Source organism: Streptomyces sp. YGL11-2 (assembly GCF_050054615.1).
In the GTDB taxonomy this organism is placed as follows: Bacteria; Actinomycetota; Actinomycetes; order Streptomycetales; family Streptomycetaceae; genus Streptomyces.
Window position 1 is genome coordinate 28,639 of record NZ_JBNHIN010000023.1, and the last position, 24,959, is coordinate 53,597.

24 protein-coding genes, 1 pseudogene and 2 CRISPR repeat arrays are annotated in these 24,959 nt (G+C 67.8%); of the genes and pseudogenes, 11 read left to right on the plus strand and 14 right to left on the minus strand.

What is annotated here, in order from left to right:
- Positions 1 to 193 precede the first annotated feature (193 nt).
- Entirely contained in the window at positions 194 to 664 is a 471-nt protein-coding gene (locus tag ACO1BR_RS24720; RefSeq protein ID WP_426797378.1) for a DIP1984 family protein, read from the plus strand.
- A 349-nt stretch (positions 665 to 1,013) separates the two neighbouring features.
- Entirely contained in the window at positions 1,014 to 2,669 is a 1,656-nt protein-coding gene (locus ACO1BR_RS24725; RefSeq protein ID WP_426797285.1) for a hypothetical protein, read from the plus strand.
- Here the strand turns inward: ACO1BR_RS24725 and ACO1BR_RS24730 are convergent.
- Together ACO1BR_RS24730 and ACO1BR_RS24735 are read right to left on the minus strand one after the other, a co-directional pair.
- Positions 2,620 to 3,054, minus strand: coding sequence for a hypothetical protein (locus tag ACO1BR_RS24730; protein ID WP_426797286.1), 435 nt, complete (start codon positions 3,052 to 3,054; stop codon positions 2,620 to 2,622). The two genes, ACO1BR_RS24725 and ACO1BR_RS24730, sit on opposite strands and share 50 nt — an antisense overlap.
- A gap of 99 nt (positions 3,055 to 3,153) precedes the next feature.
- Complete coding sequence (locus ACO1BR_RS24735) at positions 3,154 to 3,582, minus strand: YcxB family protein (RefSeq protein ID WP_426797287.1); 429 nt, start codon at positions 3,580 to 3,582, stop codon at positions 3,154 to 3,156.
- Between the two features lie 272 nt (positions 3,583 to 3,854).
- On the opposite strand from ACO1BR_RS24735, the gene ACO1BR_RS24740 reads away from it, so the two are divergent.
- From ACO1BR_RS24740 to ACO1BR_RS24760, 5 genes are all read left to right on the plus strand, one after another.
- A complete protein-coding gene (locus ACO1BR_RS24740; protein WP_426797288.1) occupies positions 3,855 to 4,520 on the plus strand; it encodes a hypothetical protein in 666 nt (221 codons plus the stop codon).
- 108 nt (positions 4,521 to 4,628) lie between these two features.
- On the plus strand, positions 4,629 to 5,060 hold the full coding sequence (locus ACO1BR_RS24745; RefSeq protein ID WP_426797289.1) for a head decoration protein: 432 nt from the start codon (positions 4,629 to 4,631) through the stop codon (positions 5,058 to 5,060).
- On the plus strand, positions 5,057 to 6,106 hold the full coding sequence (locus tag ACO1BR_RS24750) for a major capsid protein (RefSeq protein ID WP_426797290.1): 1,050 nt from the start codon (positions 5,057 to 5,059) through the stop codon (positions 6,104 to 6,106). The genes ACO1BR_RS24745 and ACO1BR_RS24750 overlap by 4 nt, the downstream gene beginning before the upstream one ends.
- Positions 6,103 to 6,312, plus strand: a complete 210-nt coding sequence (locus ACO1BR_RS24755; RefSeq protein ID WP_426797291.1) for a hypothetical protein — start codon at positions 6,103 to 6,105, stop codon at positions 6,310 to 6,312. Before ACO1BR_RS24750 ends, ACO1BR_RS24755 begins: the two co-directional genes overlap by 4 nt.
- Before the next feature lie 55 nt (positions 6,313 to 6,367).
- On the plus strand, positions 6,368 to 6,688 hold the full coding sequence (locus ACO1BR_RS24760; RefSeq protein WP_426797292.1) for a hypothetical protein: 321 nt from the start codon (positions 6,368 to 6,370) through the stop codon (positions 6,686 to 6,688).
- Positions 6,689 to 7,138: 450 nt separating this feature from the next.
- A CRISPR array of direct repeats spans positions 7,139 to 8,998; the repeat unit is 29 nt; unit sequence CGGAACACCCCCGCGTCGGCGGGGAGCAC.
- A 17-nt stretch (positions 8,999 to 9,015) separates the two neighbouring features.
- On the opposite strand, the gene cas2e is transcribed toward ACO1BR_RS24760, so the two are convergent.
- The 9 genes from cas2e to ACO1BR_RS24805 form a co-directional block, all read right to left on the minus strand.
- Entirely contained in the window at positions 9,016 to 9,345 is a 330-nt protein-coding gene (gene cas2e, locus ACO1BR_RS24765; protein ID WP_426797293.1) for a type I-E CRISPR-associated endoribonuclease Cas2e, read from the minus strand.
- Between the two features lies 1 nt (position 9,346).
- Positions 9,347 to 10,276 carry a type I-E CRISPR-associated endonuclease Cas1e gene (gene cas1e / locus ACO1BR_RS24770; protein ID WP_426797379.1) on the minus strand — a complete coding sequence of 310 codons (930 nt, stop codon included), beginning with the start codon at positions 10,274 to 10,276 and terminating at the stop codon, positions 9,347 to 9,349.
- Positions 10,277 to 10,332: 56 nt separating this feature from the next.
- Positions 10,333 to 10,983 (minus strand): type I-E CRISPR-associated protein Cas6/Cse3/CasE, encoded by a 651-nt coding sequence (cas6e, locus tag ACO1BR_RS24775; RefSeq protein WP_426797294.1) that lies wholly within the window; start codon positions 10,981 to 10,983, stop codon positions 10,333 to 10,335.
- Complete coding sequence (gene cas5e / locus ACO1BR_RS24780; protein ID WP_426797295.1) at positions 10,980 to 11,753, minus strand: type I-E CRISPR-associated protein Cas5/CasD; 774 nt, start codon at positions 11,751 to 11,753, stop codon at positions 10,980 to 10,982. The genes cas6e and cas5e overlap by 4 nt, the downstream gene beginning before the upstream one ends.
- Positions 11,750 to 12,877, minus strand: coding sequence for a type I-E CRISPR-associated protein Cas7/Cse4/CasC (gene cas7e / locus ACO1BR_RS24785; protein WP_426797296.1), 1,128 nt, complete (start codon positions 12,875 to 12,877; stop codon positions 11,750 to 11,752). The genes cas5e and cas7e overlap by 4 nt, the downstream gene beginning before the upstream one ends.
- Entirely contained in the window at positions 12,877 to 13,527 is a 651-nt protein-coding gene (gene casB, locus ACO1BR_RS24790; RefSeq protein ID WP_426797297.1) for a type I-E CRISPR-associated protein Cse2/CasB, read from the minus strand. The genes cas7e and casB overlap by 1 nt, the downstream gene beginning before the upstream one ends.
- 30 nt (positions 13,528 to 13,557) lie before the next feature.
- A complete protein-coding gene (casA, locus tag ACO1BR_RS24795) occupies positions 13,558 to 15,141 on the minus strand; it encodes a type I-E CRISPR-associated protein Cse1/CasA (RefSeq protein WP_426797298.1) in 1,584 nt (527 codons plus the stop codon).
- A gap of 241 nt (positions 15,142 to 15,382) precedes the next feature.
- Complete coding sequence (gene cas3 / locus ACO1BR_RS24800; protein WP_426797299.1) at positions 15,383 to 18,241, minus strand: CRISPR-associated helicase Cas3'; 2,859 nt, start codon at positions 18,239 to 18,241, stop codon at positions 15,383 to 15,385.
- Between the two features lie 180 nt (positions 18,242 to 18,421).
- A CRISPR array of direct repeats spans positions 18,422 to 19,855; the repeat unit is 29 nt; unit sequence GTTCTCCCCGCCGACGCGGGGGTGTTCCG.
- A 468-nt stretch (positions 19,856 to 20,323) separates the two neighbouring features.
- Positions 20,324 to 20,530 (minus strand): DUF397 domain-containing protein, encoded by a 207-nt coding sequence (locus tag ACO1BR_RS24805; protein ID WP_426797300.1) that lies wholly within the window; start codon positions 20,528 to 20,530, stop codon positions 20,324 to 20,326.
- A 275-nt stretch (positions 20,531 to 20,805) separates the two neighbouring features.
- Here ACO1BR_RS24805 and ACO1BR_RS24810 point away from each other — a divergent pair, with 275 nt between their 5' ends.
- Both ACO1BR_RS24810 and ACO1BR_RS24815 read left to right on the plus strand, forming a co-directional pair.
- On the plus strand, positions 20,806 to 21,282 hold the full coding sequence (locus ACO1BR_RS24810) for an N-acetyltransferase family protein (RefSeq protein ID WP_426797301.1): 477 nt from the start codon (positions 20,806 to 20,808) through the stop codon (positions 21,280 to 21,282).
- A gap of 360 nt (positions 21,283 to 21,642) precedes the next feature.
- Entirely contained in the window at positions 21,643 to 21,966 is a 324-nt protein-coding gene (locus tag ACO1BR_RS24815; RefSeq protein ID WP_426797302.1) for a histone-like nucleoid-structuring protein Lsr2, read from the plus strand.
- A gap of 133 nt (positions 21,967 to 22,099) precedes the next feature.
- Here ACO1BR_RS24815 and ACO1BR_RS24820 read toward each other — a convergent pair whose 3' ends face one another.
- Complete coding sequence (locus ACO1BR_RS24820) at positions 22,100 to 22,552, minus strand: DUF4870 domain-containing protein (protein ID WP_426797303.1); 453 nt, start codon at positions 22,550 to 22,552, stop codon at positions 22,100 to 22,102.
- A 500-nt stretch (positions 22,553 to 23,052) separates the two neighbouring features.
- On the opposite strand from ACO1BR_RS24820, the pseudogene ACO1BR_RS24825 reads away from it, so the two are divergent.
- Positions 23,053 to 23,226, plus strand: a pseudogene (locus ACO1BR_RS24825) (hypothetical protein); the annotation flags it as partial.
- Between the two features lie 71 nt (positions 23,227 to 23,297).
- On the opposite strand, the gene ACO1BR_RS24830 reads toward ACO1BR_RS24825, so the two are convergent.
- Both ACO1BR_RS24830 and ACO1BR_RS24835 read right to left on the minus strand, forming a co-directional pair.
- Positions 23,298 to 23,672, minus strand: a complete 375-nt coding sequence (locus ACO1BR_RS24830) for a hypothetical protein (RefSeq protein WP_426797304.1) — start codon at positions 23,670 to 23,672, stop codon at positions 23,298 to 23,300.
- A 158-nt stretch (positions 23,673 to 23,830) separates the two neighbouring features.
- Positions 23,831 to 24,346: an N-acetyltransferase family protein gene (locus tag ACO1BR_RS24835; protein ID WP_426797305.1), complete on the minus strand. Its 516-nt coding sequence runs from the start codon at positions 24,344 to 24,346 to the stop codon at positions 23,831 to 23,833.
- Positions 24,347 to 24,531: 185 nt separating this feature from the next.
- Here ACO1BR_RS24835 and ACO1BR_RS24840 point away from each other — a divergent pair, with 185 nt between their 5' ends.
- On the plus strand, positions 24,532 to 24,912 hold the full coding sequence (locus tag ACO1BR_RS24840; protein ID WP_426797306.1) for a transposase: 381 nt from the start codon (positions 24,532 to 24,534) through the stop codon (positions 24,910 to 24,912).
- The last annotated feature ends 47 nt before the right edge of the window (positions 24,913 to 24,959 follow it).

The following is a 24,959-nucleotide window of genomic DNA, read 5'->3' on the forward strand; positions in this document are numbered from 1 at the left end:
ATTTCCCCGATTGTCCGATGCACTGCTCGGGGGCAGTTCCTGCCATAGCCAGCGAGGCCGAGACGCGGCCTCGCCCTGCGCTTGGAGGCTTCCGTGCCTGCCTCGACCTGCGCGGACCGAAAATCCAGGTGCATATCCACCGGTTTGCATCCGTATACTCGTCTGAACTTATGGAGGACAGGATGTGCAGACGATGAAGCTTGCTGAGGCACTGGCAGAGCGCGCGGAGGCGACGCGCCGTGTGGAGCAGCTGCGAGCGCGCGTCGTAGGCAGTGCGCGGTACCAGGAAGGCGAGACACCCGCCGAGGATGCGGCTCAGTTGCTGGCCGAGGCTGGTGAGGTGCTGGACACCCTGGAAACGCTGATCCGGCGAATCAACCGGACCAATGCCACGGTGCAGATGGGTCCGGGCGGCACACTCACCGACGCACTCGCACGCCGGGATGTTCTGCGGATGCGCCACTCGGTTGTCACTGCGGCAGCTGATGCAGCAGCGGGTACGGGCGAGCGAGGGTACGGGCGGCAGCTTCGGTCTGAGCTGCTGATGCTCTCTGCGCTCCCGGTCGCGGAACTGCGCCGCCAGGCAGATGAACTCGCCCGGGAGATCCGTGAGATCGACGTGCGGATCCAGCGGACGAACTGGGAGGTCGATCTGCTGGACTGAGCGTCCCAGCAGACGAGACGATGTGGAGCAGGTAGCCGTTCCGGAGGCGTGCACAAACCGAGGGCTGGCGGTTTTCCAGCCCACTCCTGGCGCGTGAAGAGCAACGCAGGGGTTCGACTCCCCTATAACAATGCAGCTCAGCACCGCGTACAGGTAATGGTGCACATGGCACAGCACATCACCACGTGCAGATCCGGATGGCGAGGGCGGGCTCGGGGTTTCCCACATCGCAACAACCAGACCCAGCGGACGGCACTTTCTGGCGCAGTGATCGCTCCGCCACGTGAACGGGAGTTTCGCAGCACTACGCTGAATTGCGGCGCGGGGCCGACGATTGGCTCCTGCTGCTGTGGGTGTGCGTACTCTGCTGACCGATGCCTGGTCCTGGCTGAACTACAAGCCCGTCATGGCTTCCACCCTCGACGGTCGCCCGCACCGGGCGCTGGCCCCGGAGATCCAGGCAAGCTGGCTCCCTGAAGATTCGATCCGCCGTCTGGCCGCCTACAAGCTGCTAGCCGCCTACGACTCGAACCAGGCCGGGGAACTGGCCTCACTCACCGGGAACGAAGCAGCCGCGGAGCGCCGGGAGTTCGGCGATCCGTCAACTTTCGTGGATACGGCGCTCGCACATCTGCTGGGGAAGTCCCAGCAGATCATCGTGCCCGGCGCTGAGCACGCCGGCGACGAGGACGCTTCCACGAAGGTCGTAGCAGCGGCGGAGGTCCAGCAGCGGCTGCGCAACTGGGCGGAGGCCGAGTTGCTGCCGCTGCGGATGCAAGCCGCGGAGCGCAAGGCGGTCCTGCTTGGGGACGCGGTGTACCTGCTAGCGTGGGATCCGGCCAAGGGCCGGGTAACGCTGCGGACATACGATCCCGGCTTCTACTTCCCAGTGACGGGCGACGACGCCGACCCGGGTGACTACCCGGCCAGGGTTCACCTGGCATGGGAGATACCGGAGGACCCCCGCAGGGGGGTCAAAGCCCGGGTCCGGCGGATCACCTTTGAGCTTGGTCCCATCACCTCCGCCCCTGGCGACCGCGAGGCCACGCGCCGCTACCCGTGGGCGCCAGAGCGTCCTTCGCAGCTCACGTGCTACCTCTCTGACGCCGAATGGTCCATCGATGACCTGCGCCACGGCCAGACGCTCGATGAACTCCCCATGGAAAAGGCCCGGTTCCGAACCCGCCGGGACGGACAGGTCCTCGACCGACTGGACTTGCTGATCGACTTCATCCCGGTGATCCATGTCGGCAACACGGTGGATGACGGGGAGCACTTCGGGCAGTCGGTGCTGGCGAAGGTGATGCAGGCCCTGGATGAGCTGGCGGAGACGGACACCGACTCGGCGCGCGCCTCGGCCACGACCGGCGCGCCGATCATCGGTCTTGCGGGGGCACGGGCGGAGCTGGACCGGGTGACCGGGCGGCCGAAGCCGCTGGCCGTGCAGCCGGGCACGATCTTCCAGCTCGCTGATGGCGGGCGCATGGATGTGCTGGACACCTCCGGTCAGCTGGCAGAGCTGCGGGCGCGGGTGGAGGAGATCCGGGACCGTGCGGCCGTCAACGCCCGACTGCCGGCCGTCAGCCTGGGCACGGTCGATCCCACCGACGTGCCCAGCGGCTATGCGCTCCAGATCAGCCTTGGCCCGCTGGACTCGCTGGTCGATTCGATGCGGCTGGCCCGTGCCCATAAGTACGCGCTGCTGCTGAAGATGGTGCAGCGGCTTCACCAAGCGGGCCGTGCCGATGGCTGGCCTACCGGCCCAACCCTTCCTGCCCGGCTGGTGTTCGGCCCGCACATGCCGACCGACCGGCAGGCCATCCTGGATGAGGTGGTCAAGGGCGTGGAGGCCGGGGTGTTCTCGCTGGAGACCGGCATCCGCATGCTTCAAGATGCCGGCTACCCCATCGAGGACGCCCGCGAGGAGGTCGCGCGGATCACGGCCCGAGACGCGGCTACGAGCCGAGATCCGGAGGCTCGGCCCGCGTCTTCTTCAGCTTCTTGACCCCTTCACGCTGCTCAGCGACCGGTCGGCGCAGCTCCTCTTCTGCCATGCGCCGCTTGGTGCCGCCACCCCACTGGTACACGTAGGTACCTTCGCCACCGGGGACATTGTCGATGCGCATGACAACCATGCAGTCCCCGGCAAACTCCCCGAACTCCGAGGAGAGCAGCTCGCCTTCCCGGGACTGACGCGTCTGGGCGATCTTCTTACCGCCCCCATCGAACAGGGCGCTCTCTTCTTCCGAGGCGTGCGGCACACACGAGCCGGGCTTCGAGCCCGGGCTGGCGTACTTCCCCGGCGCCACGCTCACCTCGTAGGCGGTGAACGGGCTGCGGTCCACCCACGGCTGCCAGGCCCACAGTGTCGCGAAGAAGCCAGCCGTCACGGCGCAGCCGATCGTAACGCGTCACAGCTTCCGCGACCTCACCAGCTGAGGTGTCTTGGCGAGGGGCCCTGCGGGGTTGCACTGTCGGTGACTTGAGGCTCAGACATGGAGACGGTCCCGCTCCGTACCGAAGCGGATCACGTGCTGGTCCAGGACGGCACGCAGCCGATCGGTGTCGTCTGCTGCGCTGAGTCCCCGCTTGGGCAGCAGCGTCATGGTGGAAGCATTCTCGTCCCCGCTCAGCAAAAGGAACATCCCCGGGGTTTCGACGTAGCGGGGTGTCGCCTGCCAGGTGTGGGTGTTGGTTGCCTGGGAGGTCGAGACGGAGACACCGGACTCGTCAACGACGATGTGCTGCTCGCCTTTGGAGGCAGCCAAACGGTGAAAGCTGCGAGCCTGCAGGCGGGACTGCCCCAGCGCGAGCAGAGAGAAAACCACCAACCCGACGACGAGACGCAGATCGACGCTGCCGTCCTTCCCCAGCGAGAGCACCACCGCGCCAGCCAGGCATACGGCCGCTGCGGCCATCAACCAGCGTGTCCGCCGAGCCGACTTCGAGGCTCTGGCCCGGGCACCCAACGCCTCTCGGAAATCCTCAACGGTAGGTGTATACGACAGCTCTATTCGTGCCATGAAGGCATCCCCCATGTGATCTTTCCATTCGAAGCGACCGGAAAGGGATCCTAACGTTGTGGTCGCCCAGGTCGGCTGCCGATTTCACCGTGCATCCGTGGATCCCGCAGCGTTGGCTTCCGTAGACTCGAACACGGCGCGGGGCCATAGAGGGAGAGCACCCTTCGATGACCCGCAGCCTGCCCACACCGTCAACCGTGCTCGGCTACCGCCGTGACGGCCGTCCAATCTATCCCGTGCTCGGTGCGTCTTCTGATGACTCATCGAACATCGACGAGGCCACCGTTAATCTCAGCCAGAAGCACCTGAGCACCTTGATGGCCCGGGAGAAGGACCAGGGAGGCCGGGCAGCGATCCGCGGACTGGTCGACAAGCTGGGCTTCTCCAGCACCTCAGCATTGGAGGAGTTCATCAACAGTGCTCGGCAGACAGAGCAGGAGCAGCTCACAGAAACACAGCGCCGCGAACAGGCCCTCGCTGAGCAGGAAAAGGCGGTCCTCGCCCGCGAGGCCACAGCGGTCGCACGGGAGCAGGAGGCAGTTCGACGCGCTCTGCTGGTGGGAGCTGGAGCGGTTGGCCGTGATCTCGACGATGCTGTAGCTCTCCTACGCTTTGCCGACGACGCGGACGAGGCCGCGCTCGAAGACGCCGTCCAGGAACTGCAGGGCCGCCGCCCCGAACTGTTCGGCCAGCCTGCGCGCCCGAGCCCGGCCGCACCCGGCGGTGCTCCCGCCTCGGTTCCGCCGCCGAGGCCCGGGAACGTCGACCGCCAGCCCGGCGCTGCCGGTCTGGAGATGGCCCGACGCCGCGGCCTGCTCCCCGACGCCGGATAGCCCCCGGGCCACTCAGTCGTGGGGACCACGCCCCGCTTCCTCCTCGTGGACCGCGCCACCACCCCGGTGAGTGCGCGACCTCACCCTGCATCACCTGGAGGAAGCGGCTTGAGCATCCAGCCGTACACCACCTCCGTGACGGTCACCGCTAACCGGGACTGGCTCGCTTCCCGGCACGGCACCGACTCCACGGAAACCATCACCCTCGACCTGACCAAGCTGACCAAGAACACCCATTACGTCGAGCCCACCCACGTCCAGCCGCACGGCTATGTCCGCTCCGGTGTCCCGGTCGGCCGGGTGACCGCTTCCGGGCTGTATGGCGCCTACGACCCGACGGCCGAGGATGGCCGCCAGGTCTTTGCGGGCGTCGTGTACACCGAGACCCCGCTCACCCCTGGCGCCACCCTGGCGCCGGCGGCGCTGCTGTGGCACGGGAGCGTGCACACCGCGAAGATCCCCGGCGGCATCGACCCTGCGAAGATCGCGCCCAACTCGGCCGGAGCGCAGATCCGCTTCCTTGGGGTGGTGAGCGCATGAGCGTCGCTGATCTCCTGAAGAACGTGTCCGTCGCCGATCTGACGGTCTACGCCCGGGCCATGCCCAGCCCGGATGACTTCCTGCTCACCAAGACGGTGTTCGCCGAGACCGAGGTGCAGGACGTGAAGTGGCGGGTGCGGCAGAACAAGCGTCGCGTCAACGCCGCTTCCTACCGTGCGTACGACACGAGTGTGCCGTTCGCGAAGCGGCAGGCCGAGTCCACCCAGACCGAGGGCACGCTTCCCGCACTCGGCCAGAAGCTCCTCGTCGGTGAGATGGAGCAACTCCTCCTCGATGCTTCCCGCGGTGCCGACGAGGACCGGCTCGTGGAGCTGCTGTACGACGACGTGGAGCGCCACGTCGAAGCGATCCGCTCCCGCCTCGAACTCGCCGCCGGGGATGTCCTGTTGGATGGCAAGTTCACCCTCGCCGGGGAGAACGGCCTCACGGTCGAGGTCGACTACGGGGTGCCGGCCGCAAACATGCCGACCGCGCCGAAGCCCTGGTCGGATCCGGATGCGGATCCGATCGCGGATGAGCTGCGGTGGATCGACTACCTGGACTCCATCGGCGCCCCGGCTCCTGAGATGGTGCTCACCAGCCGCAAGGCGTGGTCGCACCTCGCGTCGAACGGGGCCTACCGGGCGGCGTACTACGGCACACCGGCCGGCGGGCAGACGCCGACGGCGACGCTGAACCCGCAGCAGGTCAACTCCGTCCGCGGTAACTACGGGCTGCCCCCCGTCACCTTCTACAAGGCGCAGGTGTGGCAGGACGACGTGTCCAAGCGGGTCCTTCCGGAGGACCGCTGGATCATGCTGCCGCCGGACCGCGCGAAGTGGGGTCAGACCCAGTACGGCACCACCACCGAGTCCCTCGCCCTGGCCCGAGGCACCAATCCGCAGATCGAGCGGGAGGAGGCACCCGGCATCGTCATCACCCGCGATGTCGAGGACGACCCGGTGCAGATCTGGACCAAGGGCGCCGCCGCGGCGATGCCGGTCCTGTACTCGCCGGACTGCCACATCACGGCGACAGTCCTGTGAGCACCACACGCAAGCCGCTCGGCGTCCTCGCCGCCACGGTGCACATCCTCGATCTCGTAGAACGCGTTCCCCTCGTGCTCCACGTCGGGGCCGAGGTCACCGATCCGGCAATCGCTGAGCAGATCACGAATCCGAAGTGCTGGCTCAACCAGCCCACCTCGGACGCCCCGCCAAGCAAGACGACACGGAGGCCGAAGGTCGCTTGAGCGGCCGACGCGGCGGGGAGCCGACACTCCCCGCCGCCTGGATTTGGAGCACGACGTGAACAGCGATGTCCTGCGCTGGCTGCAAGCCCAGCTCGGTGACGAACTCACCGCCGACGCCCTAACCCGCCGGTATCAGCGACTCGGCACAGCCCGCGCGGTGGCGGCCGAGGTCCTGCGAGAACGCATCTCCCGGCTCGTCGCCGACCCGCTCAAAGTCACCGTCAACGGAGTCGCCTCTGTCGACAACTCCGCCAACCTCGCAGCCCTCGAACGACATCTGGCAGGGCTCGACTCCATCACCGCGCCCGACGATCCACCAGCCATGGCTTCAGACACGGTGGCAGTGATCACCCTGCAAGTCCGGAAGCGCCGATAGAACGAGGGCCGCAGGAGACTGAATCCGTACGCTAAAGAGCGTGGTGGACGGTTCACTCAATGCGCACGCGTCGGGCTGAGCACCCGCTGCGACCACCAACGCACCGGCGGGGAGCACGCTTTCCGCCACGGGCAGATGCGGGTACTTGACGAATACCCCCGCGTCGGCGGGGAGCACGCGGCCGGACACGGCGTCGTGGTCGACCATGGCGGAACACCTCCGCGTCGGCGGGGAGCACGTGTCCACGGCCGTCGCGCGCATCCCGGCCTGCGGAACACCCCCGCGTCGGCAGGGAGCACGTCGGCCCCGATGGAGGCCAGCTCGGCGTCGCCGGAACACCCCCCGCGTCGGCGGGGAGCACGCCCGCCAGCTCCGGGACAAGGACGCCCTCTCCGGAACCCGCGTCGGCGGGGAGCACCGCAGGATGGCCGGCACCACCTGGGCGACCGCCGGAACACCCCCGCGTCGGCGGGGAGCACGTGGTGCGGGCAAGCTCGCGGTCGTTGCCCGGCGGAACACCCCCGCGTCGGCGGGGAGCACACCCGGGTCTACGGGCGTCGTGTTCGCCATGCCGGAACACCCCCGCGTCGGCGGGGAGCACCACTCGTCGCCGGTGACCTCGTATACGGCCATCGGAACACCCCCGCGTCAGCGGGGAGCACCCGTCGGTGGCCGGCATGAGGCGGGCGGTATTCGGAACACCCCCGCGTCGGCGGGGAGCACAGCATCCGCCGCTTGTCCGTCTTGCCTGCCGCCGGAACACCCCCGCGTCGGCGGGGAGCACTCACGACCCCGTCCCCACCCCCATGGACGTCACGGAACACCCCCGCGTCGGCGGGGAGCACGCCCGCGCCGAAATCCGCAAAGGCTCAGGTGAAGGAACACCCCCGCGTCGGCGGGGAGCACCGTATGGGTGCTCTTCCGGCCGCCTCGGGTCACGGAACACCCCCGCGTCGGCGGGGAGCACTTGTGAGCAGTGCTGCGGGCCCAAGAGAGGGCCGGAACACCCCCGCGTCGGCGGGGAGCACTCCGCAGCGCCCGGTAGTCCTCCTCCACCGCCCGGAACACCCCCGCGTCGGCGGGGAGCACCGGATAGCCGGGGACAGCGCGGCCGGCGCCATCGGAACACCCCCGCGTCGGCGGGGAGCACCACGACCGGGGTGCGCTCACCCTCGGTCGCGGTCGGAACACCCCCGCGTCGGCGGGGAGCACTACTCCACCGCCGACAAGGCCGACGTCCTGGCCGGAACACCCCCGCGTCGGCGGGGAGCACACCATGCCGCTTCGCTCGACGAACCCCTTGGCCGGAACACCCCCGCGTCGGCGGGGAGCACCCAAGCGATCATGGCGAGCCTTAAAGTCCGAGCGGAACACCCCCGCGTCGGCGGGGAGCACTGCGACGATGATGTTCACGGGTCGTTCCTCTCCGGAACACCCCCGCGTCGGCGGGGAGCACCGCTACCGGATTGGTTTCCGTAATGCCAAGCGCGGAACACCCCCGCGTCGGCGGGGAGCACGACACCGGCACCAGTTTGCCGTCCTCGTCGTACGGAACACCCCCGCGTCGGCGGGGAGCACCCCTCGTCCACCATGACGATCCGGTCCGGGTTCGGAACACCCCCGCGTCGGCGGGGAGCACCTGCTCACCCTCCCCCGGGCCGATGCGGCCGTCGGAACACCCCCGCGTCGGCGGGGAGCACAGCGGGTCCACCGTCCTCAAGTGGTCGACAGACGGAACACCCCCGCGTCGGCGGGGAGCACGCCTTCCGTGGCGCGTTCGTCCTCGCGTTGGACGGAACACCCCCGCGTCGGCGGGGAGCACTCCGCCAGCACCGCCGCCCGCTCCGCGCTCAGCGGAACACCCCCGCGTCGGCGGGGAGCACGGCTTCCCGGAGGCACTGCCAAGGCACTCGATCGGAACACCCCCGCGTCGGCGGGGAGCACGAGCCCCTGGCCGACCTGAACGTCCACGTCGACGGAACACCCCCGCGTCGGCGGGGAGCACTCCGCCAACACCGCCGCCCGCTCCGGCGCCAACGGAACACCCCCGCGTCGGCGGGGAGCACGAGCCCCTGGCCGACCTGAACGTCCACGTCGACGGAACACCCCCGCGTCGGCGGGGAGCACTCCGCCAACACCGCCGCCCGCTCCGGCGCCAACGGAACACCCCCGCGTCGGCGGGGAGCACTAGCCTGGGCCGGCACTCAGGCATAGGCGGATCGGAACACCCCCGCGTCGGCGGGGAGCACCAAAGCCGCTCCTGCGGGGCCCCGAAGACAGCTGGAACACCCCCGCGTCGGCGGGGAGCACACTTCGTGACCTGCGGATTATCTCCGGCTTTCCTCGTTCTTTGCTTTTGTTGGCCGCTGCGGAGTCCCTGTCATCTGCATGAGGGTGAGCCCTTCGAAGTCGATGGGGACGCGTCGGCGGGTGCCGGCGGTGAGAATGACATAGCCCTGTTCAGTCGGTGCCGGGTGCACAAGAACGGCAGCCCCGTCACCTACGACGTTTGTGACAGCGTCCCAAAGCTGGTCGCGGACGCGGGCGGAGACGGTGCCGACGAAGATGCCCGGTACGACTTCAGTGGTCCATCGGCTGAGGGCACCACGGAGATGGTCTGGCACTGCGGTAGTCGCGATGACGAGCATGGAGGCCACGTCATCCTCCGTCAGGGGCGTAGTTCACTCCAGCGGGCAGGACGCCAGCCTTCGGATCCCAGAGATGGACCAGTTGGACATCATGGCGCTCAGGGCGGTCGTCGTCGGTGACGGCACCAGGTGTGAGAAGCGATTGGATGTCGCGGATGACGCGGGGTAGCAGGCGGATGAGGCGGAGTTCCTCACGGAACTTTCTTCGGGCTTCCTTTTCTGGGTTGGTTGATTGGTGAAGGGAAAAGGCGACGGGGAGGGTTGTTTCGGCTTTGTAGAGGTCGGCGATGTCGTAGACGAAGGCGTGCTGTTTGCCGGTGTGGACGAAGCCGAGGGCTGGTGAGCAGCCCAGGGCCAGCAGCGCGGCGTGGATGATGCCGTACAGGCAGGTGTTGGCTGCGGACAGGGCGAGGTTGACTGGGTCTTGCTGGTGCCATTGGTCGGGGTGGTAGTTGCGTCGGAAGCGGCCGATTCCGTGTTGCTGGGCGAGGAGTTTGTAGAGGGCCTTCATGCGTTGGCCTTCCATGCCTCGTAGTTGGGCGAGGGTTGTGCCGTCGGGGACGGTGTCGTCGCCGAAGCGCATTTCGTACATGCGGGTGGCGGTGGCCAGTCGCTGGTGTGGGTCGGACCAGGCGGTCACTTGTTGTTCGAGCCAGTGGGTGGTGAGGGAGTCGGGGAGGATGCCGGCGTAGGTGCGGACGCCGCCTGCGCCGGTGCACACCACGCTGGTTCCGTGTCGGGCGAGGGTGGATAGGGCGCGGGTGGTGATGGACACGCCGGGGCCGAGGAGAAGGCAAGTGAGCGCGGCGGTGGGGATGTAGACGGTGTCGGTGCGGTTTTCGTCGGTTTGGATCTGGGCGCAGACGCCGGTGTCGTCTTGGACGATGCGGACTTTGTCGAGGTAGAGGAAGGACAGGGAGTCCGCGATGCGCGGGAGCATGGCGAGGGTGGGGGCGGCGAGTCGCTTGCGGGCCTCGCCACCCCCGTGGGGTGTGCTCACGCAGCGGCCGCCGGGGCGAGACTGAGCAGGCCGGCACCGTAGGGTTTTGCGCGTCCGATGCCTGTCAGCACGGCGTGCGTGAGGGCGTCGGGGTCGGTGACGGTGGCGGTTCCGTCGTAGCGCAGCAGGTTGTGTCGCATGGGTGGGGCTTCTTTGGCTCGGGGCCGTACAGCTGTGACTGGGGTGGGGAGCAGGGAGTGGATGTGTAGGCCGGCGTCGGCGGCGCGGCGTGTCCACCACCGGTCGGCGTCTTGGCCAGAGAGCGGGATGATCTTGCCGCGTTTGTTTTTCTGTTCCAGGGGGAGGCGTTCGCGTTTGGTTGGGTTGAGGACGATGCGGTAGCGGACCGAGATTCCCTTTTTGAGGGCATTGAACATCGGGGTCAGGTCTTTGACGTTGGCGTGCCCGTATTCGTCGGGCAGGCGTGCGGGGTCAAGGGTGGTGGCCTGTACGAGGAGGGTGCTGGTGGTGTCGGTCTCGTCGAGGCGGTAGAGCAGCCCTGCCGTCTGGCGAGGGCTCTGGCCGAGGCCGTCGGGGGCCATGCGCATGAGGGTGCGGTGCATCTGGGTGGCGTCGCGTAGGTCTCGCTGGACGTCGCGGCTGTGGGGGTTGAGGTGGATGCGGGCGAGTGCCGCGCCAAGACTCATGCGGGAACCTTCTTTGTGGCGTAGTCGATCAGTCGTTGGTGCAGGGGGTGAGAGCCGACCGCCAGTGAGGTGGGGAGCCTTTCCACCGTGCGGTGGAGGCGGCGTTTCCCGTGGCTGCGGTCGTGGGGTGCGAAGCTGTGCGGAACGTCGTGGACGGTGAGGGTGTCGGCACCCGGTGCGGGAGAGGTGGGCGCGCGCTCCCACAGGAAGGTGACCGGGACAGTGCCGTCTTGTGGGGCGGGTCGTTCCGGGTCCGGGCTGAGCGGCACATGGTGGAGCAGTTCGTCGACCGGGTCTGTCACATTGGTGCGCAGCAGGAGGGGTTCGTCGGGGGTGCAGGAGCGTCGGCCCAGGTACGGCGCCCAGTGTGGCTGGTGTAGGGCTGTGGCCAGGTCGGCGGTGGCCTGGTCGGGGCCAGAGACGGCGATGACGAACACTGCGTCGGCCAGGTAGTGGCGGCGGGTTACGACCGCGGTGCCCTTGTGGCTGCCGCCGCTGGTGGCGGCGGTTTTCTCTTTGGGCTGGCCGCCTCCCACGGTGTGGTAGTCGATGAGGCGGACGCCGGGCCGGTCGATGCGGACGGTGAACTCCAGTGCGGCATACCGATGCAGGGCTGCCGTGTCGTGTCGGGTGATGCCCTGTGCTGCCGCGAACATGCCGATGAGCGCGGAGCGGGTGGGGAACGGCGCGGTGTCCCGGTCCGCGGTGAACATCGAGCGTTCGCCCCAGGACTGCAGGGGGCCGGCCAGTCGCAGCAGCAGCCCGGTCACGCCTGCTCCCCGGTGGTGGGCAGGGCGGCGTCCACGGCGGCGTCGATGAGGTCGTAGAAGGAGTCGTAGGCCGGGCCGAGGGGGGTCAGGTCCACGGTGTCGTCGGCGAGGGCGGCGTGGCCGTGGAAGGGGCGGTGGCGGTTACCTGTGAGGCGGTTGAGGTCGTGCGCGTATGCCGCGAGGGCCGCTCGTGAGGCGCGGGCGAAGCCGCCGTCGCTGTGCTTGACGGGTGTTTCGAAGGCTGCGGCCAGGGAGAGGGGGCGTTGGGTGCGGACGGCGAGGTGGGCGAGGTCGGGCACGGTGTGCGGGGCGGTGCTGTTCTTCTTCGCTTGGGGCAGGGATAGCAGGAAGTGCTCGGCGAAGGATCCCAGCACGGTGCGGGCCGCCTTGTCGTCGCCGTCGAGGTTGGTGAGCAGGTCGGTGATGTTGACGGTGGCGTAGCGGTAGAAGACGCCGGCGCTGAACTCGCTGGTGTCCAGGTGGCCGCTGCCGGTGTCGGCCTCACCGAGCCAGTCGTCGACGGCGGTGAAGTAGTCGCGCTGCGGCTCGGCGGCGTGGGTGGTGAAGGCGTGGGCGACCTGGGCGGCGCCGTCGACGTTGGCGCCGGGCAGTTCGGCGAGCATGCGGCCCAGCAGACTGATCGAGGCGGTGCGGCGCTTGAGGATCTCCTCGATGCGGTCGGCCGGGAGCACCTGGCCGGGCTTCTTCTTGTCGGCGTTCTTCTCCAGGCTGTCGCGGTGCTCGACACAGATGGCGACGAGTTCCTCCAGTCCGCTTTCGGGCAGGAAGAGCAAGACCGAGGTGTGGCCGTCCTTCTCCGTGCCGATGCCCTTCTTGCCGGCGCTGGCGGCGACCTGAGCGCCCGCGAAGTCGGCGAGGTCGGCGGGCCATCCGGCGCGCTTGAGGGCTTCGCGGACCTTGACCGGCACCAGGCGGGTACGGGCGGCTTTCTCACCGAGGTCCTGCTCGACGCCGTGGCGGATCACCCGCTTCCAGGACTGGCTGGAGACCCGAATGCGAGGTGCGTTGCCGTAGCGGACGGTCTTGGGCGAGCCGAGATCATCCCGGTTGAGGTTGGCGGCCGGCACCGACTGGGTGGCGGACAGGTCCAGGAACAGGGACATCAGATGTTCTCCTCGTGCAAGTCGGTTGTGGCGGTCGAAGCGGCGTCGGTGCCATCGCCGTCATCGGCGTGGTTGAGGGTGCGGAAGTAGCTCTCCAGCCAGCGGGTCGCGATGCGGTCGCGGTTGCGGTCCCACCAGGTGAGGTCCTCCAGCAGGACCGCCCAGTCCAGGGCAATACCGCCGGATTGCAGGTGCCGGGTCAGCGCAGGCAGCCGCACATGGAGGGCGTCGCTGCTTTGACGGCTGAACAGGTGCAGGTCGCCTTCGGCCGAATCGGGCTTGATGACGCCGGCGTTCACCGCGGCGGCCACACTGGCTCCCAGATTCGGCCGCGCGCGCCACTCCCGCACGGCCTCCACCTGACCGGCACGCTCCGCATCAGCCTCACGGGCAGATCGGGGACGGGCAGCGATGAGCGCGGCCACCGCATAGTGGGCACGCTTGGCGTCGGCGTGCAGGCGGTCCGCAAGGCGCCGTACGAGGTAACGGTGCAGGTAGTTGCAGCGTTCGACGCGCAGGCTCAGACCAGTGCGGAGGTCTGACTGGACCCGCTTGTTCTCGCACAGCGACAGGACGTAGGCGACGAATGTGTCTGAGGCTCGCGGCTGAATGGGAGCAGCCGCCGCCGTTTGCGCGGAGGTGGAAGTCATGGCACATCCCTGAAAACGGTGAGGTGGTGGCTACGCAGCGGCGCGCAGGAGGGCGCGGACGGCCGAACGGGCGCGGGTACGGGCGCGGGCCACCCGGATGTCGGCGCGGTTGACCGGGCCGATGGCGTCGTCAAGCGCCGCCAGAGCAGCTTTCACCAACGGCGCCAGCGGCGGTGTGTCGCACCGGGCGGGGTCTGCCAGACGCCAGAACTCCCGCTCAGCTGCGGGCCAGTAGCGGCTCATCGCCGCTGTGGCCCATGGGCCGGGCTTTTTGCCATCGAGCTTGACCTTGGTCGCAGAAGCGGCGCTGGTGTCGGTGGCAAGTTTCCAGGCGAGGCGTGCGGCGTATTCCAGGCGGGAGCCGACGTCCTCAGCGGCCCGGTGGCAGCGGGCCATATGGCGAGCCATCCGGGCATCAGCCTCCTCCTGCCACTGCAGGATGGGCGGGGTGGTGGCCTCAAACCAGGTGGTGTCCTTCTGCTGGCCGTCCTGGTCGAACCCGTACGCCCGGACCGACAGGTGGGGGCGCAGCCGCGGCGGCAGACTGTTGAGGCTGTGCGGCCGCAGCGACCGGTGGCTGGTGTCCTTCAGCAGCAGTGCGTCCACGTCCCGCCACAACGCCCGTGCACCTTCTGCCTCACGCGCCTGCAAGTGCCCTTCTTTGTCCCGGTCGAGGACGAGGTACGGGTCGCGTGCCGTCTGCCGGGGCTCGTGGGTGGACCAGGTGATGTAGGCGTCGATGACCTCGCTGCGGTCCGTCGACGGCACCAGCAGCACGGCGTGCCGAAACCGGCCGGTCAGCAGCCGTCCCGGCCATGTCGGTGCAGCGGGCGGCCCGAGCGGATCAGGTAGATCCGCTCCTTCCCAGGGACACTCGTCCCCCTCGTCCGCGTCGGTGGCGTCGTCCGGCACCGGGATGCCCAGCACGAGGCTGGCGAACAGGTCCGGCCCCCAGGGGTGATACGAGACTGCTTTGCGCAGCGGTCCCGCATCGCCGTTGCCGGGCTTCACCTCGGTGATCCGGCGCGGGGTGCACTGCCCGGCCGGGCCGTAATAGAGCTGGGCAATCAGGTGCCACGCCGCCTCGGCCGCCGGCAATGCCACTGGCTTACTGTCCGTGAAGTGCCCGAACAGCACAGCACCGTTGACCCCAGTGGGGCGCCCGAAGACCAGTTTGTTCACCCCCGACGGATTGGGGTGACCGCGCCCATCCACACACTCCACGGCTAGGCGCGGATCCTGCAAGAAGGGCCGTACCGGATCGAACAAGTCGAAGCGGCCCGGCTGCACTTCGTCATCGAAGTAGGCGTCCACAGCCTGAGAGCCGAACCGGCCGCGGTCCAGGACCCGGTCACGGACCTCCAGCCACGTGACAACCTCTTCCGCCGCATCCTCGTCACCTAGGGGCACACCGTGATCGTCCCGGGCAATGCGTGCGGTCATCGCCGCGAGGATGCGTAGCAGCCCAGACGCCGCCGGCGGCACGGGTAACTCCAGGTCCACGATCTCGTGCGCCTGATGAAACAGCCCCCGCAGACCCACGCGCGTGGCTTCCCCCGTCGCTAACCGGACCGGGATCCACGGCTCGTCCCGCAGGTCGAACCCATCGGCCATACGTCCCTCCCTATTTGTCATCTGTCCTGGTCGCCTCGCTGCACGACGACATGACCAAGCCCCGTACTTCACGCTCGCGGTGAAGAGCGAAGCCCTGAGCACAGTGAATCAGGCACCACTGACAACGCTGACCCGAAGCCAAAAACCCGAAATTGTCTTCGAATTAGGCGTGTTGAGGTCTGCCGGTGAGAATTCGGCGCCCGGTACAGGTGGGGGATCGTCGCCCGGGGGGGCAAATCCGTCATTGTCTGACCAGCCCCAGCTCCGCATCCAGATGCAAGCTTTTGACGCCGACTCGGACGGGCCTCGCCTGGCCGTCGACCATCGACTGCCGCAGCATCACCAGGTCGCCGAGCAAGGGGTGTTCGGCCCACTGGTCCGGAGTGCGGTGCGCCTCCCGTTCCCCCTGGAACCATTCCGCGTTGACCGGGATGGTGCGCCCCATCGCTGCCCGCACATCCGTGGGCGTAAGGGAACTATCCAACCCCGGCAACGGGCAGATACCTTCCGGGTCCAGGGTGGTGGTGCCGTTGTCGTGCACGTAGACGCACAGCAGGCGCACGGCGTCGGCGCCGAGCCGGGTCGCCGCTTCCCACTCCTCCTCAGCACCGTGCAGGTGGTGCAGCTTGTGCAGCCCCGGCACACTTCCTGTCCGAGGAATGACGACGACGCCCCCGACACTCCTCTCCGCCAGCTCCTTGCCCCGGTAGGCGGTGTAGGCCGCGGACTTCGACGGGTCATCCCAGTCGAACCGGTCCGCCCGGTCGCCGTGCACCTCTTCGACAAGACCCTGCACATCCTCCGGGATCATGATGGGCTCCGCTCCCCGCCGCGCCAGCACCTCGGAGGTCGCGCGGAGTGGGAACTCGTCATACACCTCGCCCCACTGGCCCGGCACGCCCCGGCCAGTGGCCAACGGGTCCAGCACGATCAGCCGGGGCTGCATCGCCCAAGCTGGCCGGCTGCGGCCATGCGGGCGCCCGTGCTCGGCCCACCACGCCTCGTGTCGCCAGCAGCGGCCCGCCCGCTGCAGCAGCAGCGCCAGCGGGGCCAGATCACTGATCACCACGTCCGCATCCAGGTCGAGTGACTGTTCGACGACCTGGGTCGCCACCACGATCCGGCGAAGTGGCCGGGGTCCGGGACGTCCCAGCCCAGCAGTGACGCTCTGGGTGCGTTGCTCGCGGTCGTCGCCGGGGAAACGGGCGTGAAGCAACTGCACCTCATCCGCATTCTGCCCGCGGGCTTGTAGGAACGTGCGCAGTCGGTGGTAGGTCTGCTGGGCTTCTGCCACGGTGTTGCACACCACCAGCGCGCATCCGCCGGCGTCCCCGGCCAGGGGTTCCAGAAGCCGCTCGATCACCGCCAACCGGTTCCGCTCGCCGCCTGCCGTGCCGTGGAGGACCGGTTCCACCTGCACGGCAAGCTCCATACGACGCGCGGCAGCCTGCTCCTTTTGCCGCACGTCCGAAATCCGGGTGCACTCCCCATTCGCCGCGTCCACATACAGCCAACCTGGATACGGGGCTTTGAAGGTGCGGTCCCTCAGTTCCCGCTTCGACAGCCCGGCCCCCTTCAAGTACTCCTTGATCAACCGGTCGCTCACCGACGCGGGCAGCGTCGCCGACAGCAACACCACCGGCACCCCATACCAGCCAAGCCAGTTCAGCAACCGGCCCAACAACACCTGCATGTACGGGTCGTAAGCGTGCGCCTCGTCCAAGATGAACGTCTTGCCGGACAATGCCAGCAGCCGCAGCGCGTTGTGCCGTACCGGCAACGCCGCCATCAGCGCCTGATCCACCGTGCCTACCGCGAACTGGGCCAGCAGCGGCCGTTTGGCGCCGCGCAGCCAGCGCCGCGGACGCATGTCCACCTCGCGCCGCGTTCGGCCGTCCGCACCCTCTTCCTCCCCTTCACACGTCAATACCCGCAGCCCACCCGACTCGTCCTCCGCGTAGGCGCTGTTCAGCCAAGCCATACTGTGCGTGAGCGTCAGCCCGGCCTCCTCCTCAGCCTGCCGAGCCACAACACCCGCCACCCGCAAGTACATCTGGTCACTGGTCGCCATCGTCGGCAGCAAGAACGCGAACCCACGCGTCCCGAACCGGTCGGCCAGCACACGCTCCGCCTCCAGAGCTGCTTCGCTCTTGCCGTCCCCAGGCGCCGCAGTCACCAGCAGAATGCCGCCACGCCGCCCATCACCCCCCTGGCGTCCACGGTCGACTCCGACAGGGAGCTCCTCCGCCACCGACCGCTGCAGCGGATTCGGTTCCCCCGCGATCCCATACGCCTCGGCGAAGTCCTTGCGTTCCAGCTCCACCGGCAGCAGCCCCGCCTCACGCACCAACCCCTCGGCATCCATACAGGACCGCTCGAAATGGGTGGTCAGCGACGGGCTCAAATCCCGCTGCCTCGACCGCAGGTAACTCTCCTGGCTGACCAGCCAGTCCGCCAAAATCACCAAGCCGGTCACCAACACCGCCGCCGGCGCATCCACCCGTTCCGGCAGCTCCGGCGCCCCCAGCGTCTCGAACACCACCCCGGCGTGCGCCTCCCGCTGCCTCGCCCAGGTCACACCGCCTAGCAGATCCGCGTTCCCTGGGTGCAGGTCCACGAACTCGTGGAACCGGCCATGGTGCCCGCCGATGATCTCCGCCACCCGACGCACCGCCCCGTTCACAGAGCCATCGCCGTCCTGAAGTCCCAAGGCAGCCAGGACCGCCGCAGCAGCGTGCATCCCCGCCACCTCATGCGGCATCCGCTCTACTCCAATGCGCCCCTGATCCCGGCGAAGTGCGTCACTCAGCCGATCACGGGCACGCACGTCACACAGCTGGAAGCCCGACAGTTTCCCCACGTCGTGCAGCCCAGCGCACAACGCTGCCACCGCCCGTGCCCGACCGAGATCGTCTCCCATCCCCAACCCAGCAGCGATGGAACGCCGTTGGCTCTCCGAGAGGTACCGATCCCACAAAAACAACGCCATGGCCGCAGCGTCCAGCAGATGTCGCACCAACGGATACGGCGGGAGCGCCGGGTCGAGACCACGCGCCTTACCCCATGCCGACTCATCCACTTCCACAGCTGGCTCGGCCATCACTTCAATCCCTCCCGCCTTCAAACACCCATGCCTCGACGACCCAACCACGAGCCACTGACAGTTCCCAAAGAACGCAACCAGCTACAGTCCTGTCGTGGTACAGCAACCGGCAGCCCCAGCGCAGTCGAGATCAGCAAAGAAGGCGCAAAGCGACCGCTGAAGGCCAGGTCACGAAGTGTTCTCCCCGCCGACGCGGGGGTGTTCCGAACCGACCCCGGGTGGTGCCTCCGGGAGGTAGGTTCTCCCCGCCGACGCGGGGGTGTTCCGCATTGGCTGGCTACGGTGGGGAGGGGCTGGTGGTTCTCCCCGCCGACGCGGGGGTGTTCCGCAAGCGGGTCCCGATGTGCGCCTCGGCCCGGAGTTCTCCCCGCCGACGCGGGGGTGTTCCGACATCCTCCGGCCCGGCATGTGGCACGGCGGGGTTCTCCCCGCCGACGCGGGGGTGTTCCGTCGAACCACTCCCCATGGGTCCGTACAGCCGCGTTCTCCCCGCCGACGCGGGGGTGTTCCGGTGACGAGGATGGACAGGGGTGGGGAACCACTGTTCTCCCCGCCGACGCGGGGGTGTTCCGATCACCGGCATGGCTGGAGTACGTGGACGTCCGTTCTCCCCGCCGACGCGGGGGTGTTCCGGCCCCGGAAGGAGGACACGTGAACGCGAACACGTTCTCCCCGCCGACGCGGGGGTGTTCCGGTGACCATGAAGCACATCCCGCCGCGCCTGATGTTCTCCCCGCCGACGCGGGGGTGTTCCGCTCCGCCGCCTGATCGAGGCCGGCACCCGCATGTTCTCCCCGCCGACGCGGGGGTGTTCCGTCGATCCGGGTGATGCTCTGACCGACCGTGAGGTTCTCCCCGCCGACGCGGGGGTGTTCCGGAGACGGGCTTTCCTTCCGTGACCGTGACCATGTTCTCCCCGCCGACGCGGGGGTGTTCCAACGTCATTGACGGCGGGACTGATCGCCGTGGCGTTCTCCCCGCCGACGCGGGGGTGTTCCGTGAGCATCCGGGAGCCCTTGGTGGCCCGCTCGTGTTCTCCCCGCCGACGCGGGGGTGTTCCGCGACGTGTTCAGGGAGAGGTACAAACCGAATGGTTCTCCCCGCCGACGCGGGGGTGTTCCGCCCGCCCCTGCCTCCCACGTCCGCGCCATGCTGTTCTCTCCGCCGACGCGGGGGTGTTCCGTCCTCTGCCTCGTAGTTGTCGAGGGCTCGCCCGTTCTCCCCGCCGACGCGGGGGTGTTCCGTCGCCGACGATTTTTTCGAACGCGGACCCGGCATTCTCCCCGCCGACGCGGGGGTGTTGCGCAGGTACTCGCGGAACAGGACGGATTTCCCGTGTTCTCCCCGCCGACGCGGGGGTGTTCCGTGCCATGCTCCGAATGTGGAGGACAGGGCAGCGTTCTCCCCGCCGACGCGGGGGTGTTCCGGTTACGCAGGCCCTTTCCACCCAATGCCTGGTGTTCTCCCCGCCGACGCGGGGGTGTTCCGTTGGTGCTGCCCATGGACGAGATGTGGCGAGCGTTCTCCCCGCCGACGCGGGGGTGTTCCGCAGGTACTCGCGGAACAGGACGGATTTCCCGTGTTCTCCCCGCCGACGCGGGGGTGTGCCGCCCGTGTCCGGGCCCCACGTGTCCCCGCCGACGCGGGGGTGGTCCGTTGCTGTGTGCCCCGTAGACGGTCAGGTCGCCGTCCTACCCGCCGACGTGGGGGTGCTCCGGACTGGGACACCATCGCGGTGGCCGGCACCGTGTCTCCCTGCCGACGCGGGGGTGTTCCGTGGTTGTGGATCGAGTGGCCGCCCTTGTTGTGGTTGTCCCCGCCGATGCAGGGGTGCTCCGGCATCGTCGGCGAAGTCGCCGCCCCGTTCGCCGTCCTCCCCGCCGACGCGGGGGGAGTGTTCCGTTCAGTGGCCAGACGAAGGTGTTGGGGTCCTGGTTCTCCCCGCTGACATGGGGTGTTCCGCCGGGGTTGGCGATGTGCCGCAGGCGTTCTGCGTTCTCCGAGCCGACGCGGGGTGTTCCGCACGCGGGCGATCTCGAACGGGGTGCGGTGCCGTTCTCCCCGCCGACGCGGGGTCCGCTAGCCAGCGGACTCCCCTGCCTTCACCGCCGAGATGAAACCCGACCATGACGTCACGGGGAACGATAGCGCCGGTACCGAGTGGTCCTTGGAGTCCCAAACGCCGATGCACTGCGGGAAGTCGGCGACCTCTACGCAGTAGGAATTCTCGTTGAGGCTGTACGGGCTCTTCCGCCACGTGCCCAGCGGCGGCCGGTGGTTGATCATATCCGATTCTCCCTGTCGTATCGCTGGTAGACCATGGAGGGGGCATTCCGCGCCCCGTGCGACCAGTGCGCAGTCAGGCAGGTCGCCAAGGTGGGGGAATCACCAAGGGTGCCCGCCGACGCGGGGGGTGTTCTGTCCTGTTCGTCTTCCGCGTACGCGTCGCGGTAGTCCTCCCCACCGACGCGGGGGTGCTCCGGAACGCTAGGCCATACCCCGCCTGCCCGCTAGGCCCAAATCGTGTGACAGTGGCGGGGGTAACACTTCAGGATAGCGACGTGGTCCAGATTCGAACCGCTTCTTCAGACGACGTTGCCCTGCTCGCGACCCTCAACCACATCGTTCATGACCTGCACCAGAGACACCGTCCCGACCCGTTCCGTGACTCCCCGGAACTGGATGCCGTCGAAGCCTTCTTCCGAACTCAGATAGCCGATCCATCAGTCACCGTGCTCCTCGCCGACGGGACGGAAGGCAAAGCCCTCGGGTACGCCCTCGCCCGAGTCAAAAACCGGCCCGGCAGTGCTCTGAAACATTCAGACTTCATTATGTCTTTGGATCAAATCGCCGTAACCCCCGATACTGCCCGTAGTGGTGTCGGCGCGGCACTCCTCGAAGCCGTACGCGAAGTGGGACGCGCGGCAGGCTGCCGACGCCTCGTCACGGACGTCTGGCACTTCAACGAGGGCGCTCGTGCGTTCTACCAAGCTGCGGGCTTCAGCCCGATGAACATGCTCCTGGATCAACGGCTCTGACTTCGAGGCTTGCCCAGCCCGTGTCAGGGCCGGCAACAGCGATCGGGCTCGTGGACCTTGTCAGAACCGCACGGTCGACAGACAACACGAGTTCAAAATCAGTAGCGGGCCCACGGCATCGGCGGCGAACTCGGCGCTGCAGACTACGGGTCGAGTGGCCTGAAAGTCAGGGGAGTTCACTCGCGCGCCCTGGAACAGCTGAAGGACCTCTCGGGTCGAATCAACGCGCATCACACCATCCTGTACGCGAGTTCCTCGACCGCCTGAACACACTCCCGACTGACACTTGACCTCTACCGAAAGTTTCCGTGCGATCAACTGCGGAGATGGAAAACAACAGAACCCTTTACACTTTGAGCCATGGCACAGAAGACCGTCATCATCTACACAGACGACCTCACGGGCGAAGAGTCCTCAGAGGCTGCAACGCACACCATTGCTCTCGATGGCGTGGCGTACGAGATCGACCTCGGCGCGGACAGCTACGACAAGCTGCTTGAGGCCGTTGGCCCCTTCCTTAAGGCCGGCCGCAAGACCGGAAGGGCTCGTAAGCCCCGGAAGGCCGCTGCCGGTGGTGACGACACCGCGGCGATCAGGGCGTGGGCGAAGGAGAATGGCTACCAGGTCAATGACCGCGGTCGTGTCCCGGCTGACATTCGCGAGGCGTACCAGAAGGCTCGCTAATCTCCCTAAATAAGACGGAAGCTCCTCATGTCGCATGAGGGGCTTCTTCACATTGGTTGGCAAATCGAGGATGGTTTTCCTCCGGAGCGGCTGGTCTTCGATCGTGCCGAAGACCAGCCTCCCCGGATTCGCCTTACGCCTTGACCATCGGCCAGGCGACGAACTTCGGGTAGGACCACATCTGCCCGCGGCTGGCCTTGACGGTGCCGATGATGGCGAAAACGATGCCGGTGATGACGAACGCTCCCAGCAGGGCGAGCACGCTCAGCAGCACGATCGGGAGGGCGAGCGGGACGACCGGCTCGGAGTGCTGGTCTACGGTGGCGAAAGAGAGGGTCATGACACCGCTGAGGTACATGATGAAGCCCAAGACCACCACGATGCCCTGGGTGATGCCGAAGTTCATCGCCTGGGCGCCGTGATGGCGGACGAGCGGGTCCTGCAGGTTGCGGGGATTGTTGCGGATGGTCATCGGGGCGATCCAGCCGAGGATCCCGCCGAGGCCGCAGCAGAAACCCGCGCCGACGGTGACGGTGAGTAGCGCGGAGAGATGGGTCCACATGGCTGCGGTCGACGGCGGCTGCATCGGGTACGGGTAGCCGGGATGCCCGCCCGGCCCCCATCCCGGTCCTGATCCGTACAGGCCAGGACCTGCGTCATTTCCAGGCGTCGCGCCGTGGGGAGGCTGAGGCTGCGACTCGTCGGGCTTGTGGAACTCGACCATGCGTCGATCCCCCCATAATTCTCATTGCAGTACGGGTGTGCGAATTTGCTGCTCAGGGTGACTCTACGGGATGAGTCGGACATCACCGGTGGACAGCAGAGTTGTACGCCCCGACGCAGGGCGGAGGCCGTCAATGCTCCGCCCGACGAGCCCGAACCATCTGGGGGGGCGCTTCGTCTTGAGCACCCGGCTCGCTTCTTCCTCGGACACCCAGCCCAATGTGGTCAGCAGCAGTGGCCTGGGTGAGCTTGCCCCACGCCGATCTGCGCCGCCGTCGGGACGTACCCTTCCCCCTTGCGCGCCGCACTGTCGTACCGGCGGCCCGGCCCACGTCCACCTACCTATTGGATCCGAAACGGTAGATGTTCTGGGTCGTCGATCCCTGTGTGAGTGAACTGGCGGGGGATGCAAGGAAGTTGTCGTCGGCGGCGCAGGAGGCCCTTCGGCTGCGGGCGGTGGCGGCGTTGGTGGCGGGCCGGACTCGCGAGGTTGTCGCCGCCGTGTTCCATGTCTCGCTCAAGGCGGTGGACAACTGGTGGGCGAAGTGGCTGGCCGGTGGGCGTGCCGCGCTGGTGGCCCAGTCGCGTGGGCGCCGAGTCGGCGAGCATCAGGTTCTCGATAGGACCAGCTTGGCCCGCACGCTGATGTCCACTCCCAGCACTTCGCCGACCTGTCGGGCCATGACCGGTCCGGCGGCTTGCCGCACGGCGGCGAGGATGCGCTGGTAGTCCAGCGGGAGCACGGCCTCCTCCACCTCTGACGTGCGGTGCGGGATCAGCATCACCGCCTGCCCGGGCATCGGCGCGGCCGAGGCGCGTTCGTCGGCGAGCTGTTCGCTCATCCGCTCAAGGACCCGTTCGGCGACGGCGAGCTCGTCCCGTTCGGCCCGTACCTCCGCCAGCTGCTTGGCCAGCTGTTCTTCGAGTTCGTCCAGTTCCGCGCGCCGCGCGGTGATCCGTGCCAGCAGCTCGGGATCCAGCATGCACAGGATCGTAGAAGGCCGCCCGGCCACATCGAGCGAGAACCGGCAAGCCGGCCGCTGAGTCATGACCAGGCGCATCACCCACGGCGGCAAACTCCGCACCGGCCGCCGGGACAAGAGACTTCGAACTGACCAGGATGCACCCATCGTCACTGAACTCAGAGCACGCGCTGGTAGCGGAGCTCAGAGAGCGTGATCTCGTCGTAGACGTCGTCTTGAGTCGCACCGTCGGCTTGATAGCCGGCCCGCTCGTAGAAGCGCCGGGCTCGTTGGTTGTCACAGAGAACCCACAAAGCCGACGCCTCGAAGCCCTGCCTCTTCATCTGAGCGTGAGCCTCACCCAGGAGCCTCCGGCCGATGCCTTGGCCGACCAGATCTGGCGAAACGTACAGGGCGTAGACCTCACCTACCTGCCCCAGGCCAGATATCTCACTCCGACACGGCCCGAAGCAGATCCACCCCACCGGGCCACGATCATCGAGCGCCACAAGGTCTCGTGACTTCCGGCGGGGGTGAGAAAACAACTGCCGCCGCTGGCTGGCATCACATTCGACCGTCATTGCATCCAAGTACGCCTGGGGAACGATGCCGGCGTACGCCGCCTGCCATCCCTGGACACGGATCGTCGAGACGACCTCGATGTCAGCCCCGTCCATCTCCCGCACATGCACCATCGCGCCACGGTAAGGCCACAGGCACATCGGAACGAACTGCTTTACCCCACTGCCGGGCCGTCAGGATCGAAAGTACCTCCTGACGGACGATCTACTCCGCAGGCTGCCGCCCACGACCAGCGTAAGCACCCCCAGAACCGGTCACACCAGCCCCTTGAACTGCGAATTCAAGTTGGCGGAGACTCATGGTGTTCACCGAGACCTTCGACGCCGACGTCATGTGCCGCTTCCTGGAACGGCTCGCCGGCCACTTCGACCGCAAGGTGCACCTCGTCGTGGACGGTCACTCCGCGCACCGCTCCGGCAAGGTCCGCGCCTGGCTGGCTGACCACCCCGGCCGGATCGAGCTGCACTTCCTGCCGTCATACTCGCCGGAGCTGAACCCCGACGAACTGGTCAACGCGACCTCAAACGCAGCCTTCCGATACACAGCCGGGCCCGCGACCAGGCCCAACTCGCTGCCGATACCCGCCGGTTCTTCCACCGGCGCCAACGTCAGCCACACATCGTCCGCAGCTACTTCGGCGGCCCGCACGTCCGCTACGTCCTCGAATAGAACCCTTTGAGTTTCGGATCAATAAGCGGAGGCAAAGAAAGAGCCCGGCCCCTAATG